Origin of the sequence: Pseudomonas sp. ef1 (assembly GCF_007293365.2) — a bacterium.
GTDB classification, from domain to species: Bacteria; Pseudomonadota; Gammaproteobacteria; order Pseudomonadales; family Pseudomonadaceae; genus Aquipseudomonas; species Aquipseudomonas siliginis.
Genome location: NZ_CM129815.1, coordinates 66764 through 81386, shown reverse-complemented (window position 1 = coordinate 81386; position 14623 = coordinate 66764). Strand labels below are relative to the sequence as shown.

The following is a 14623-nucleotide window of genomic DNA, read 5'->3' as shown; positions in this document are numbered from 1 at the left end:
GACGATCCATCGACTGCCCCAGCGCTTTCGCGAGCAGGCTCGCTCCCACAGGGGATGTGTGTGGCTCTGGTCGCTGAACTTGCCGCGCAATTACCGATCAGTTCCTTACCAGGGTCAGCCACGGGAGATCGGAGCTTTGCGCAATTTCAGGATCGCCATTCTGCTGGGAGCGCTGCTGTGCTTGGGCGTCAACACATCGCAAGCCGTCGCGCTGCCGGGCGTTCCGGCTGCCGCCGATACGGCGGAAAAACCCGCCGAACCGGAACCGCTGGTGCAGGGCGGTCTGCTCGGGGCGATCAGTACGAGCATCGACGATGTGCAGGAAAAACTCGATCTCAACGAACACCTGGTCGATGCCTGGCGGCTGCGCGCTGACCGCGCGGCGGATGAGGTCGATCGGCTGGTCAAGCAGCCGTCGAACCGCTCGGGCTGGAGCGTGGCCGGGGATTTCCTCACGTTGTCGGGAGTGTGGCTGGGCAGTTTTGCCCTATTGACGGTGCTCGGCAGTCTGTTGGCCAAGCGCCTGCGTGAAGGGCGCTGGTTGCGCACCCGCCAGCGCAGTCAGGATCTGCTCGGCTACGTGCTGCCGTACACCGTGCCGGCGCTGATCTGCCTGCCTTTGACGCTGTATGTCAGCCACTTTCTGCAAGCTTCGGTGGGGCGCGCGCTGGCGCTGTGTCTGGCCTATGCCACCAGCAGCGGTATCTTCTCCACATCGATGTTGTTGTGCGTGGTGGTGATGTTCAACGTCGGGCACAAGCGCGCCGCCGCGCGAATCATCCGTGAATACTGCCCGCGCCCGCTGTTCCTCATCGGCTTTCTCGCCGCCCTCAGCGATGCCCTGACCAGCCCGCAGATCGCCCGGCAACTGGGCGGCAATATCACCAGCAGCATCGCCGTGTTCACCGGACTGATCGCCTCGGTGATTTTCGGTTTGCTGGTGATTCGCCTGCGCCGGCCGGTGGCACATCTGATCCGCAATCGCCCGCTGGCCCAGCGTTTGAAACAACCGTCGCTGCAGGAGTCGCTGCGGATATTTTCGGGGCTGTGGTATTGGCCGATCGTGCTGATGGTGCTGGTCTCGGCGGTCAGTCTGATCGGCATTGGCGAGGACAATCAGAAAGCCCTGCGCTGTGCCTTGTTCACCACCGTGCTGCTGATTGCCACGGTGTTTCTCAGCACGGTGTTGCAGCACCTGTTCAAGTCGCGCAAAGCCGAAGCGATCCAGCGCAGCAGTGCCTACAAGGAACGTTTTCTCAGCCTGTTGCATGCGTTGCTGCGCATCGTCATGGCGATTGTGTTCATCGATATTCTCGGGCGGATCTGGGGCGTGTCGTTGCTCGATTTCGCCCAGAGCAGCACCGTCGGTCGAGCGATCAGCAACGCCTTGAGCAGCATCGGCCTGATCTTCCTGGTGACGTGGCTGCTGTGGGTGGTGCTCGACACGGCGATTCAGGAAGCGCTGAAACCGCCGCTGAGCAAACGCGCGGCACGCCAGCCGAGCACGCGGGTGAAAACCATCCTGCCGCTGTTGCGCAATGCGATCAAAATCATCCTCGTGGTGATCTGCGCGATTACCACCATGGCCAACCTCGGCATCAATGTCGCGCCGCTATTGGCCGGTGCGGGCGTGGTCGGTCTGGCGATCGGTTTCGGTTCGCAGCAACTGGTGCAGGACGTCATCACCGGGTTGTTCATCATCATCGAAGACACCCTGTCGATCGGCGACTGGGTGGTGCTCGATTCCGGCCACGCCGGCACCGTGGAAGGCCTGACCATTCGCACCTTGCGCCTGCGTGACGGCAAAGGCTTTGTGCACTCGGTGCCGTTCGGCCAGATCAAGGCTGTGACCAACCAATCACGCCAGTTCGCCTTCGCATTTTTCTCGGTGCAGTTCACCTACGACACTGACGTCGACAAAGCCATTGAGCTGATTCGCGAGGCCGGTGATTCGATCCGCGAAGACCCGTTCCTCAAATACAACCTGCAAGGGCCGCTGGATGTGTTTGGCGTGGACAAGATGGACCTCAACGGCGTGGTGCTGACGGCGCAATTTCGCACGGTGTCCGGCGGGCAGTATGCGGTGAGCCGCGCGTTCAACCAGCGCTTGAAGAAGCTTGTGGATAACACACCGAATGTACATTTTGCGCAGACTTATCCACAGCAGGTTCTGTTGCCAAAGCGACAGGAGGAGGGGGCGGTGGTTGCGGGTGAGGTGCCGCAGGAGTCGCGGACCTGATCTGAGCTCTGCGTTGCATGTCCCGGCCTCATCGCGGGCAAGCCCGCTCCCACATTGGTTTTGTGTACGCCGCAAAACCCTGTGGGAGCGGGCTTGCCCGCGATGAGGCCAGAACAGACACCCTCAATTGCGGATGAGTTTCCTGCCTATCTGCTCAATGACCACCTGATCCCATTCCCCCCAGATCTGCGGCTTGCCCGCAACCATAGCGGCCACCGGCACCCCATCGCGATACACCAGCCGATTGCTCACCAGCGCCGGCACTTTCGCCCCCGGCAACAACGTCCCGGCCAGATTCAATGGATCAACCCCACACACCGCCACCAGGCTGCCGTCCTGCGGGCGTCGGCGTACTTCGCGCAGCAAAGGAATGGCTTCGGGCAAGGCAAACTGCTCGCCAGCCAGACCACTGACAAACCGCCCGCCACGAATCTCGCCCCGCGCTTCCAGACGATGAAAGGTGCGCAGCAATTCCCGCCAGCTCGGCAACCAGTCCGCTTCGCGTTCGAGCAAGCGCCAGAACACCACGCCGTAGCGGCGCAGCAGGGTCATGGCGACGTGTTCGAGTGTCTCGGCGGCATCTGCTGACGAACCCCGGCGCAGCAATGCCCAGCGCCCGGCATCGTCCATGCCGCCGATAAACGCGCCGCGCCCGCGTCGGCTACTGCGCTGCTGGCGCTTGCTTGCCGGCGTGATCAGCGCGCGCAGACCGGCGAAGCTGTCGGCGTTCACCAAACCTGCGGCGACCAGTTCCTGCAAGGCGATTTCCAGTTCGCTGCGCAGCAGGCGCGCTTCATGAATCAACTCATCGAAAAACAGCGCGCCATGCTGACTCAGCGCCTCGAAGACTTTCTGCGTTTTCGGCGATAACTCACTCACTGGTGTCTGTTCTGCCAATGCACTCCACAGACCCACTTGGCTGCGCGGCAGAAGCACAATCGGCGTACTGCGCAATGCCGAGCCGCTGACCTTCTGCCGCGCATTGATGCGCGTCCACACCAGTTTGCCGTTGCGGCACAGTTCATCCAGCCAGCTCGGCGAATAGTCCTTGAGGCGTGCCGGCAGGATGTCGCTGTCCCATGCCGAGGCTGCCGCCGGATAACCTTCGAACTGGCCGACAATCGCCGGCAGCACCGCACTGCCCTGACCTTGGGTGGCCGGCGTCAGATGCTGCCAGTCGAACAGAAAGCGCATGAAGTCCTGCAATGCCACCGGTTCGATTTCCCGGCGCAGGCGCTTGACCGTGTAGCGATGGATGCGCGCGAGCAGATGGCGTTCGCACCATTCTTCAATCGCGCTGTTCGGCGTGAACTGGCCGCGCAACACATAGCCTTCGCGTTCCAGTCGGGCGAGGGCCTGATTGACTTGCGCGGCTGGCAGGGCGAGCGGTTCGGCAATGGCGGGCAACGGGATTGGCCCAAAGGCGCCGAGGCGGGCGCGGATCACTTCGACCAGCGCCTCATCGAATGCCCACGTCTCGTCGAATCCGGGCAGCGCCACCGCCTCAGTCAGCAACGTGGCCTGTGGATAAAGTGCTTGCAGGCAACTCAAGCGTTCGCGGGCCAGCCATAACTGATGCTCGGCGTCGATCTGCAACCGGCAGGCGCGGCCGCTGGCTATCAGCGTTTGCAGCCAGTCCGGCCAACCCGCGTTGGCGCGCGCTTCGGCGTCACTGATGCAGGCGAGGCTCATCAGCGCTTCGTGCATTTCATCCATGGAATTGGGCGACGGCCAGGCTTCTTCGCGCACCGCCGTGATCGCGTCGGCGTCCAGCGCGCCGAGGTCGTCGGTCGACTGCGGATCGCTCCAGCGTCGATTGATCACCGCTTGCGTGCGGCGTTCCTCCAGCGGCGCGTCGTCGAGAAACGTGTACGGCCGGGCGCTGAGGATTTCTGCCGCCAGTGGCGACGGCGCCGGCAAATCCCGGGCGATCAGGCGCACCTCGCCACGCTCCATGCGCCGCAGCAGGGTCAGCCAGCCTTCGCTGTCCATCGCTTCGTGCAGGCAATCGTCGAGGGTCTGTTCCACCAACGGATGTTCGGGGACTTCGCGCTCGCCGGCGAGGTTTTCCAGGCAGGCGATCTGGTCGGGGAAGACGCTGGCGATGAGGTCTTCGCTTTTCATCCGTTGCAGTTGCGGAGCGACTTTGCGCCCGCCGGTGAAGCGCGGCAACGCCAGCGCCACCCCGGCATTCCAGCGCCAGCGCACGCCAAACAAGGGCGCATCGAGCACGGCTTGAATGAGCGTGTGTTCAGCGCTGTTGCTGTGCAGGTAGCGCCAGACTTCGTCGAGCTCGAAGCTGTGGCTGGTGGACAGCGACAGCACGATCGCGTCTTCGCTGGCGGCGGCCTGCAACTCGAAGTTGAAGGTGCGGCAGAAACGCTTGCGCAAGGCCAGGCCCCAGGCGCGGTTGATGCGGCTGCCGAACGGCGTGTGAATGATCAGTTGGGTGCCGCCGGACTCGTCGAAAAACCGTTCCATCAACAGCGTGTCCTGCGAGGGCAGGGCGCCGAGGGTTTGCCGTGCGCGCGCCAGATATTCGACCAGTTGCTCGGCGCTGGCGAGGTTGAGGCCGAGTGTGGTGGTCAGCCAGTCGAGCGCCGGTTGCAGATTCCCCGGGGTGGCGCTGAGCAATTCGTCCAACTGCGCTTGCAGGCGCGCGACGGCCGCCGACAGTTCATCACTGCGCCCCGGCGCTTCGCCGAGCCAGAACGGAATGGTCGGCGGCATGCCCTGCGCATCCTCGACCCGCACTTTGCCGCTTTCCACCCGCAGGATGCGGTACGAGGTATTGCCGAGCTGGAACACATCACCGGCGATACTTTCCACGGCGAAATCTTCGTTGACGCTGCCGATGTTCAAGCCCTGGGGTTCTAGCAATACGCTGTAGTCGGCGTTGTCCGGGATGGTGCCGCCACTGGTCACGGCGGTCAGTTGCGCGCCCCGCCGGCCACGCAAGGTGCGACTGACGGCGTCGCGGTGCAGGTAGGCGCTGCGGATGCCCTGGCGACCGTTGTAGCCTTCGGCGAGCATGCTCAGCAGGGCCTGATAGTGTTTTTCATCGAGGTCACGATAGGGCCACGCTCGGCGGAACATCGCCAGCAACGCGTCCTCCGACCATTCCTGGCAACTGACCTCGGCAATGATCTGCTGCGCCAGCACGTCCAGCGGTTTTTCCGGAATGTGCAGCGTATCGAGCTCGCCCCGGCGCACGCAGTCGAGCAGGGCGGCGCACTCGATCAGGTCGTCGCGGGTGGTGGCGAACAAACGACCCTTGGGCGTGCCGCCGACCTGGTGTCCGGAGCGACCGACTCGTTGCAGAAACGCAGCAATCGAACGCGGTGAACTGATCTGGCAGACCAGGTCGACTTCACCGATATCGATGCCCAGCTCCAGTGATGCAGTGGCGATCAGCACTTGCAGCTCGCCGCGTTTGAGGCGCTGTTCCGCATCGAGGCGAAACTCTTTGGCCAGGCTGCCGTGGTGCGCCGCCACGGCCTGCTTGCCGAGGCGGTCGCTCAGATGCCGGCTGAGGCGCTCGGCAAGGCGTCGGGTGTTGACGAAAATCAGCGTGGTGCGGTGCTCGCGGGCGAGTTCGGCGAGGCGCTCATACACCAGTTCCCAGACATCATTGGCCATCACCGCCGACAACGGCACCGGCGGCACCTCGATGCCCAGATCCCGAGGGCGGGCGTGGCCGATGTCGACGATTTCGCAGGGGCGATCGTGACCGACCAGGAACTGCGCCACGGCTTCCACCGGTTTCTGCGTGGCGGACAGGCCGATGCGGGTCAGCGGTTCGGCGCACAACGCTTGCAGCCGTTCAAGGCTCAAGGACAGATGACTGCCGCGCTTGCCGGCGGCCATGGCGTGGATTTCGTCAATGATCACCGTGCGCGTGGTGCCGAGCATCCTGCGCCCGGATTCCGAGCCGAGCAGCACGTACAGCGATTCCGGGGTGGTCACCAGAATATGCGGCGCGCTCTTGCGCATCGCGGCGCGGTCTTTTTGCGGCGTGTCGCCGGTGCGTACGGCGGTGGTGATGGTCAGCTCCGGCAGGCCCATTTCGCGCAATTGCGCGGTAATGCCAGCGAGCGGATTCTGCAGGTTGATCTGGATGTCGTTGGACAGCGCTTTCAACGGCGAAACATAGACCACCAGGGTTTCGGCGGGCAGACCGTCAGGATGCTCCAGGCCTCGGTGGACGAGCTCATCGAGCACGGCGAGGAACGCGGTCAGGGTTTTGCCGGAGCCAGTGGGCGCGGCGATCAGCGTCGACCGGCGCTGGCGAATCAACGGCCACGCACGGGCCTGAGCGGCGGTGACCGCCGGAAAAGTCTTGTTGAACCAGGCGCTGACGGCGGGGTGAAAGCCGGCCAGCGCGCCGTTGGCGGGGAGGGGCAGATTCATGACTGAAGTTATGCGGGCGGGGGCGGGAAGATGCAAGTACCGTTCGGACGCCTTCGCGAGCAGGCTCGCTCCCACCTTGGAACTCGGTTCCCTGTGGGAGCGAGCCTGCTCGCGAAGGGGCCGGTCAGGACGGCGCAAATTCGCGGATCTACACTTTACGGATGACGGTTGCGCACTAAACCCGCAAAATGCAACGATTCCGGCAATTATCGACGACTGTTCCACAAGAACCGTCGCTAAAGCCATCGTTCCAATCAGACTGGGCCTGCTGACTCTATGCGAATGCGCCTTATGTTACTGGGCGGCGGAAATGCCCTTGGGCAGGCGCTGATTCGCCTCGGTGCGGAAGAAGACATCGGTTTCCTCGCCCCCCGCCCGCCCGAAAACGGCTGGGATGCCGCGAGCCTCACCCAACTGCTCGACGACACCCGTCCCGATGCGTTGATCAACCTCGCCTACTATTTCGACTGGTTCCAGGCCGAGAGCGTCAGCGAAAGCCGCATGACCGGCCAGGAACGCGCCATCGAGCGTCTGGCCGAACTGTGCCAGCACCACAACATTGTCCTTGTGCAACCGTCGAGCTATCGCGTGTTCGACGGCTCGCGAGCCACGGCCTACAGCGAAAAAGACGAACCGGTGCCGCTGGGCCTGCGCGGTCAGGCCTTGTGGCGCATCGAGCAAAGCGTGCGCGCGACCTGCCCGCAACATGTACTGCTGCGTTTCGGCTGGCTGCTCGACGACAGCCCGGACGGCACCCTCGGACGCTTCCTCGCTCGCGCGGAAAAACCCGAAGAGTTGCTGCTGGCCGATGATCGTCGCGGTAATCCGACTCCGGTCGATGACGCCGCGCGAGTGATCATCTCCGTGCTCAAGCAACTCGACTGCGCCGCGCCGCTGTGGGGCACTTACCATTACGCCGGCCACGAAGCGACCACACCGCTGGCGCTGGGCCAGGCGATTCTCACCGAAGCACGCAGCCTGCATCCGCTGGCGATCGAAGCACCGACCGCGCAGGCCCACGCCGCGCGCCCGGACGCCGCCGAAGAGCCGCAACATGCAGTGCTGGCCTGCAAGAAAATTCTCCACACTTTCGGGATCAAACCGCGCGCCTGGCGTGCCGCACTCCCGGGTCTACTGGACAGGTTCTACCGACATGGCTGAAGCAACGGTTCTAATCACTGGCGGAGCCGGCTTCATCGGCTCGCACCTGACCGATGCCTTGCTCGCCAAGGGCTATGCGGTACGCGTGCTCGACGACCTGTCGACCGGCAAGCGCAGCAACCTGCCGCTGGACAATCCCAAGGTTGAACTGGTGGTCGGCGATGTCGCCGATGCCGCTTTGGTCGCCCGCGCCATGCAAGGCTGCGACGCTGTCGCGCATCTGGCGGCGGTGGCCTCGGTGCAGGCCTCGGTGGACGATCCGGTGAAAACCCACCAGAGCAATTTCATCGGCACCCTGAATGTCTGCGAAGCCATGCGTCTGGCCGGGGTCAAGCGCGTGGTGTATGCCTCCAGCGCGGCGGTATACGGCAACAATGGCGAGGGCGAGTCGATTGATGAAGACACGCCAAAAGCGCCGCTGACACCCTATGCCTCGGACAAACTGGCCGGTGAGCAGTACTTCGATTTCTACCGGCGCCAGCATGGCCTGGAACCGGCAATTTTTCGCTTCTTCAACATCTTCGGCCCACGCCAGGATCCGTCCTCGCCGTATTCCGGGGTGATCAGCATCTTCAGCGAACGCGCGTCGAAAGGTTTGCCGATCACCGTGTTTGGCGATGGCGAGCAGACCCGTGATTTCCTCTATGTCGGTGATCTGGTCGACTTGCTGGTGCAGGCGCTGGAAAAGCCTGAAGTGCAGGAAGGTGCGGTCAATGTCGGCTGGAACCAGGCGATGAGCCTGAAGCAGATGCTCGAAGCATTGAAATCAGTGATCGGTGAACTGCCGCCCGTGAGCTACGGGCCGGCGCGTTCAGGTGATATCCGCCATTCGCGAGCCGATAACCGACGCTTGCTGCAGCGCTTCGAAATGCCGCCGCAGACGCCGATGAGTGTGGGCTTGGCGCGCTTGCTCGGGCGCGGATGAAACAAGCTTTCGGACATGAAAAAGGCGCCCTTCATCAGGCGCCTTTTTCACGGCCGGAATATCGCTATCCCTGTGGCGAGGGAATGTTATCCCCCGATCGACTGCGTACGGTCGTCGTCAGTTCTGTGCCTGCCCGTCACCAAGCCTCATTCACCACCACGTGAACGTTCGGTAAAAATCGACTTAGAACTTATAGCCCAGACCGACCATGTAGATGAACGGATCGACATCCACATTCACCCGTGCGCGGGTGCCCGGTGCGACGGCGTTGTTCTCGACGGTCGCGCGGGTATCGATGTCGATATAGCGCACCTGGGCGTTGAGCATGATGTTGTCGGTGATCATGTAGTCGGCACCGACCTGCCAGGCCAGACCCCAGGAGTTTTTCGCCTTGAAGTTGCTGAAGCCGTTGGCGCTGGCTTCGCTGCCGACGTGTTCGTCGTAGATCCAGGTGTAGTTGATGCCACCGCCGACATACGGCTGGAAAGCCGATTTCGAATCCAGCGGGTAGTAGACAACGCTGAGGGTCGGCGGCAGGTGTTTCAGGGTGCCGAGCTTGCCATTGGCAGCGGGCAGGGCGGTGCCCTTGAGCTTGACGTCGTGCTCGAACGGCGTGGCTGCCAGCAGCTCGATACCGATGTTGTTGGTGAGCATGTAGGCGAAGTTCAGACCCAGCTGGGTGTCGCTGCTCATGGTCGCCTTGCCGCCCAGGTTGGTGCCGCTCAGCGGACCCTGATCGACCTTGACGCTGGAGCTGTCGGCCTTCGGGTTGACGGTGATCGCGCCGGCGCGCACAAGGATGTCACCGGCTTCGTGGGCGTGGGCGAGCGGGGCTGCGAGCGCGAGGGCAAACAGCGAGGCGCTGAGCAAGGACTTGTTCATGGGGGCTCCGAAAGGACATAAAAATTCGATGTCCTAGGGTACGAAGCCGTCTGATACGGTGTTTTGACTCAGCTCAATGAAACAGTGAAGGGGCGCGGTTTTGTGGAACCTTTGAGGGCCTATTCGCGAGCAGGCTCGCTCCCACCTTGGAATGTGATCACCTGTGGGAGCGAGCCTGCTCGCGAAGACGATAGACCAGCCAACACAAAATTACCGGGAATTACTCCGGCAGTTCATACGCATAAATCTTCTCCGCCTCCATCTGATATCCGGCATCGGCCAGCTCACTGCTCGACGCTTTCACCTGCAACGGTCCCTCAACCCAATACGGCTGATACAGCTCATCGAGCTTCACGCCCAGTTCGCTTTTCACGTGGACGATCTGGTTCGACGGCGGTGGCGGTACGTGGATGCAGGCGCCGAAATACGGCACCAGCAAGAAGTCCGTGGTGCGCCCCTCTTCACTGACTTCCAGCGGCACGATGTAACCCGGCAGGCGAATGTTCTGCCCGTCGAGGCTCTTCACTACCGGTGCATTGGGCATGTCCTGCTTGGCCGCCGGCGCGGACTCGGCAGAGAGGGCGTCGCCCATCTTCGACAGGTCGTGCAGCGGGGTCATGTTCGGCACTTCCGGCGCGGCGTCCGGCGGGATCATTTCCGACCAGCTCAGGTCTTTCGGCGCCGCCCACACGGGCAGGGCGACCAGCATCAGCAGCGCAAGCAGGGCGCGGGGCATGGTGAATATCCTCATAAACGGATCGACAGGCCATCGGCCAATGATTGGCGATACGCGCGCCAGGCCGGCACGCTGCCCATCAGCAGCGCGGCCGCCAGAATGCCACCGAGCAGCGTCCATTCATACTCGCTCGGCCATGCCAGCGGCAGGTATAAACCGTAATTGGCCTGCACGTACCCTTGCGCAGCGGCGATGCCGACGTACAGCAATGCCAGTCCGGCGATGACTCCAGTCAGCGCCAACGCAAAGGCTTCCAGCACCAGCAGGCTTGCGATGTGCCACGGCCGCGCGCCCACCGAACGCAGAATCGCCATCTCGCGGCGACGTTCGTTGAGGCTGGTGAGAATCGCCGTGAGCATGCCGATCAACCCGGTCAGCACAACGAACAGCGAGACCACGAACAAGGCTTTCTCGGCCGTACTCATCAGGCTCCACAATTCCTGCAAGGCCACGCCCGGCAGGATCGCCAGCATCGGTTCGCCACGGTATTCGTTGATCTCGCGCTGCAAGGCGAAGGTGGAAATCTTGCTGTTGAGGCCGAGCATGAACGCGGTGATCGCTTGCGGGGTCAGGTCCATATTGCGCGCCTGATCAGCGCTGATCCTGCCGTTGCCGCGCGCCGGCACGCCGTTGTGCCAGTCGATGTGGATCGCCTCCATGCCGCCGAGGCTGATGTGCAGCGTGCGGTCCACCGGGGTGCCGGTGCGCTGGAGGATGCCGACCACGGTGAAGGGTTTGTCGTCGTGCTTGACCAGGCTGATCGCCGCCACGCCGTGGGCCAGTACCAGTTTGTCGCCGAGCTTGTAGTGCAGCGCTTGAGCGACTTCGGCACCGAGCACCACTTCGAAAGGATCGGTGGCAAACGCGCGACCGTCGGCCAGCGCCAGGTGTTGCTGGCGCCCGTACTGATAGTGCTGGAAATAGGCTTCGGTGGTGCCCATTACGCGATAGCCGCGATGGGAGTCGCCGAGGGACATGGGGATTGCCCACTTCACTTTCGGGTTGTTGGCGAAGTGTTCAAAGCTGTCCCAACGGATGTTGTTGGTAGCGTTGCCGATGCGGAACACCGAATACAGCAGCAGGTTTACCGACCCCGAACGAGCGCCGACGATCAGGTCAGTACCGCTGATGGTGCTGGCGAAACTGGCCTTGGCTTCGGTGCGCACGCGCTCGACGGCGAGCAGCAGGCACACCGAAAGAGCAATGGCGAAAGCAGTGAGCAATGCAGTGAAGCGGCGGTTGGCCAGGCTGGCCATGGCCAGACGAAACAGATACATCTCAGACCTCGGCGGACGTGGCGGCGCGATTGAGTTCGGCCAGGGACAGATGACGGTCGAACAGCGGCGCCAGGCTCTGGTCATGGCTGACGAACAACAGACTCGATCCGGCCTCACGGCACTCGGCAAACAGCAGGCGAATGAAGTTTTCGCGGGCGTCGTAATCCAGCGCCGAGGTCGGTTCGTCGGCGATCACCAGCTCCGGTTGGCCGATCAATGCGCGTGCGGCGGCGACCCGTTGTTGCTGGCCGATCGACAGCGAGTCGGCGCGGCGGCTGAGGATGCTTTCGTCTTTCAGACCCAAGTGCGCGAGCAGGGTGGCGGCGGCTTGATCGACGCTGCCGTGGCGCTGTTTCGCCCGTTGCGCACGCAGTTTTGAAAAATGACACGGCAACTCAACGTTCTCGCGCACCGAGAGAAACGGCAGCAGGTTGAATTGCTGGAAAATGTAGCCAGTGTGATCGACACGAAACGTATCGCGCTTGCCGGCAGAAAGCTCGGTCAGCTCCTGGCCGAGCAGGCGAATGCTGCCGCGACCGGGCTTCTGCACCCCGCCAAGCAGGCCGAGCAGGGTGGTCTTGCCGCTGCCGCTGGGGCCTTTGAGAAACAGGGTTTCGCCGGCTTCCAGACGAAACGCCGGGATGTCCAGCAGCGGCGGGTGACCGGGCCAGTTGAAGCCAAGGTCGGAAAGTTCGATGAGTGCTTGGGTCATGGCACCGATTTTCATGAAGTGAACACATAACCCTGTGGGAGCGAGCCTGCTCGCGAAAGCGCTGGGTCAGACACCCACCTGTCAACTGACACGCCGCCTTCGCGAGCAGGCTCGCTCCCACAGGGGATTTCGGTGGATCCTAGAATTTCAGCGCAGCTGACTTGGCCGTCACTTCGGTACCTTGCTGGCCGGTCGCGCTGATCAGTTGTACCTGAATCTTCTGCGTTGCCGGGAAGGTCTTGAAGATGTTTGCCAGATTCAGCGTGTTCAGCGCGCCCGGTGTGGCGCAGCTGAATTGGTAATGCGCGTGGATTTCGCTGTGGTCGTGGTGATGCTCGTGACCGTCCTTGTCCGCTTCATCTTCGTCGTGATCGTCGGCGTCCGGCTTGTCGCCGAACAGCGGGCTTTCCAGCTCCTGGCTGACCACCTTGCAGCCGGCCGCAGCGGGCAGGCTGAACAGGGCCAATGGTTTTTCCAGCTGCGCACGAGCGGCAGCGACTTTGGCCTTGTCGGCATCCGACGTCGCGGCGTGTTCAAAACCCACCAGATTCATCGCCGGGCTTTCCAGCTCAAGCTCCAGGGTCTGACCGTCGAGCGCGGCATTCAGACGACCCACACCATGCTCATGGGCGCCGAGGCTGCCGTGCTCATGATCGTGATCGTGCTCATCCACCGCATGAGCAGCGGCCAGCGGCAACAGGGCAAACGGCAAAGCGAGCAGCAAACGACGCATGACGAACTCCGAGAAAAATGAAAAGTTTGTTATGTAATCTTATAACGAAAGTGCGCAGAGTGTGCCCGTGCGCTTGGCGTTGCACAAGTCCCATGGGAGCATGCAGGTCAGAAAAGTGCAGGAGCGAACTTGATGTTGCGGATACGCGGAACGGTCGGCGAGTTGCCGGTGGATTTGACGGTGGAGCTGGATGACAGCGATTGGGCCAGGCTGGGTTCGGCGCTGAGCGGGCAGGCGCCGGTCGCGCAGTCTGAGGCAGTGGCGTCGGCCCCGGCGGCGAAGCCGGTGAATCAGGACGATGCGCTGTGGCAGGTGGCCAAAGACTTGCTGCGCAAGGCCGGGCAACTCAGTGGACCGGATCTGCTCGATCAACTGGAAGCGCTGACCGGCAGTGCGGTGGCGGGCAAGCGTTTACTGGTGCGCTTGCGCCACAGTGCCGATGTGCAAGTGGCGAGCGGCGGGGATACGCCGCTCTATAGCTGGATCGGGTAAGCCTTAAAAGATCGCAGCCTTCGGCAGCTCCTACAGAATCAGCGTTCATCCGCAAAAACCGCGGTGAACACGATCGGATGTAGGAGCTGCGGCCCGCTGCGGTTTTTTGCTCTCAATAAAGCGCAGCAAACATCTTGCGGCGATACACCGTCACCAACGGATGATCATTGCCCAGCAGCTCGAACACCTGCAGCAAGGTCTTGTGCGGCAAGCCTTCGCCGTAGCTGCGGTTGCGGATGAATAGCTTCAGCAAGGCGTCCAGCGCCGCTTCGTATTGCTGGCGCGCCAGTTGCTGGATCGCCAGTTGGTACACCGCTTCATCGTCCTGCGGATTTTGCGCCAGGCGGCTCTTCAGGTCGGCGGCGTCCGGCAGATCGCGGGCGAGGCCGAGGAACTGGATCTGCGCCTTGGCCCCGGCGAGTGCGGCTTTGTGCTCATCGCTCTTGACCGCGTCGAGCACGGTTTGCGCTTCGCCCAGCTCACCGCGCTCGGTCAGGCAGCGTGCGTAAAGGATCAGCGCTTTGGCGTTGGTATTGTCTTCATTGAGAATGGTCACCAGCACCGCTTCCGCCTCGGCGAAGTGACCTTCGTCGAACATCGCCTGGGCCTGTTCGAGCGGGTCGGCAGTAGCCGGTGGCGGCATTTGCACATGCGGTTCCAGCAGGGCGCGCACGGCGGATTCCGGTTGTGCGCCGGCAAAGCCATCGACCGGCTGACCGTCCTTGAACAGCACCACGGTCGGCAGGCTGCGAATGCCGAAGCGGGCGACGATGTCCTGCTCGATGTCGCAGTTGACCTTGGCCAGCAGCAACTCGCCCTGATAGCTCTCGGCAATGCCTTGCAGCATCGGCATCAACGCCTTGCACGGCGCACACCATTCGGCCCAGAAATCCACCAGCACCGGTTTGTTGAAGGAGGCTTCGATCACCGACTGGTCGAAATCGGCAGTCGTGGCGTCGAAGATGTACGGCGTTTGCTCACTCATGGGGGATCTCTCTAAGCGTCAATGACCGCACTATAAGGGGTGGCGCAAAAGATCGCAGCCTTCGGCAGCTC

11 protein-coding genes are annotated in these 14623 nt (G+C 62.6%); 4 read left to right on the top strand and 7 right to left on the bottom strand.

What is annotated here, in order from left to right:
- Positions 1-136: 136 nt before the first annotated feature.
- On the top strand, positions 137-2239 hold the full coding sequence (locus tag FEE99_RS00375) for a mechanosensitive ion channel family protein (RefSeq protein WP_041477679.1): 2103 nt from the start codon (positions 137-139) through the stop codon (positions 2237-2239).
- A gap of 123 nt (positions 2240-2362) precedes the next feature.
- Here FEE99_RS00375 and FEE99_RS00370 read toward each other — a convergent pair whose 3' ends face one another.
- A complete protein-coding gene (locus FEE99_RS00370) occupies positions 2363-6649 on the bottom strand; it encodes a DEAD/DEAH box helicase (protein WP_041477680.1) in 4287 nt (1428 codons plus the stop codon).
- A 276-nt stretch (positions 6650-6925) separates the two neighbouring features.
- Between FEE99_RS00370 and FEE99_RS00365 the strand changes: the two genes are divergently transcribed.
- A complete protein-coding gene (locus FEE99_RS00365) occupies positions 6926-7810 on the top strand; it encodes a sugar nucleotide-binding protein (RefSeq protein ID WP_041477681.1) in 885 nt (294 codons plus the stop codon).
- Positions 7803-8735 carry an NAD-dependent epimerase/dehydratase family protein gene (locus FEE99_RS00360; RefSeq protein WP_041477682.1) on the top strand — a complete coding sequence of 311 codons (933 nt, stop codon included), beginning with the start codon at positions 7803-7805 and terminating at the stop codon, positions 8733-8735. The genes FEE99_RS00365 and FEE99_RS00360 overlap by 8 nt, the downstream gene beginning before the upstream one ends.
- 183 nt (positions 8736-8918) lie before the next feature.
- Here the strand turns inward: FEE99_RS00360 and FEE99_RS00355 are convergent, their stop codons facing one another.
- The 5 genes from FEE99_RS00355 to FEE99_RS00335 all read right to left on the bottom strand — a co-directional run bounded on the left by FEE99_RS00355 (position 8919) and on the right by FEE99_RS00335 (position 13075).
- On the bottom strand, positions 8919-9617 hold the full coding sequence (locus FEE99_RS00355) for an OmpW/AlkL family protein (RefSeq protein ID WP_016772968.1): 699 nt from the start codon (positions 9615-9617) through the stop codon (positions 8919-8921).
- 220 nt (positions 9618-9837) lie between these two features.
- Positions 9838-10353 (bottom strand): DUF3299 domain-containing protein, encoded by a 516-nt coding sequence (locus FEE99_RS00350; protein WP_041477683.1) that lies wholly within the window; start codon positions 10351-10353, stop codon positions 9838-9840.
- A gap of 11 nt (positions 10354-10364) precedes the next feature.
- Entirely contained in the window at positions 10365-11630 is a 1266-nt protein-coding gene (locus FEE99_RS00345; protein WP_041477684.1) for an ABC transporter permease, read from the bottom strand.
- Between the two features lies 1 nt (position 11631).
- Positions 11632-12342 (bottom strand): ABC transporter ATP-binding protein, encoded by a 711-nt coding sequence (locus FEE99_RS00340; RefSeq protein ID WP_041477850.1) that lies wholly within the window; start codon positions 12340-12342, stop codon positions 11632-11634.
- Between the two features lie 139 nt (positions 12343-12481).
- Positions 12482-13075, bottom strand: a complete 594-nt coding sequence (locus tag FEE99_RS00335; protein ID WP_041477685.1) for a DUF2796 domain-containing protein — start codon at positions 13073-13075, stop codon at positions 12482-12484.
- A gap of 132 nt (positions 13076-13207) precedes the next feature.
- Here FEE99_RS00335 and FEE99_RS00330 point away from each other — a divergent pair, with 132 nt between their 5' ends.
- On the top strand, positions 13208-13567 hold the full coding sequence (locus FEE99_RS00330) for a hypothetical protein (RefSeq protein ID WP_041477686.1): 360 nt from the start codon (positions 13208-13210) through the stop codon (positions 13565-13567).
- A 112-nt stretch (positions 13568-13679) separates the two neighbouring features.
- Here the strand turns inward: FEE99_RS00330 and trxA are convergent, their stop codons facing one another.
- A complete protein-coding gene (trxA, locus tag FEE99_RS00325; RefSeq protein ID WP_041477687.1) occupies positions 13680-14552 on the bottom strand; it encodes a thioredoxin in 873 nt (290 codons plus the stop codon).
- Positions 14553-14623 lie beyond the last annotated feature (71 nt).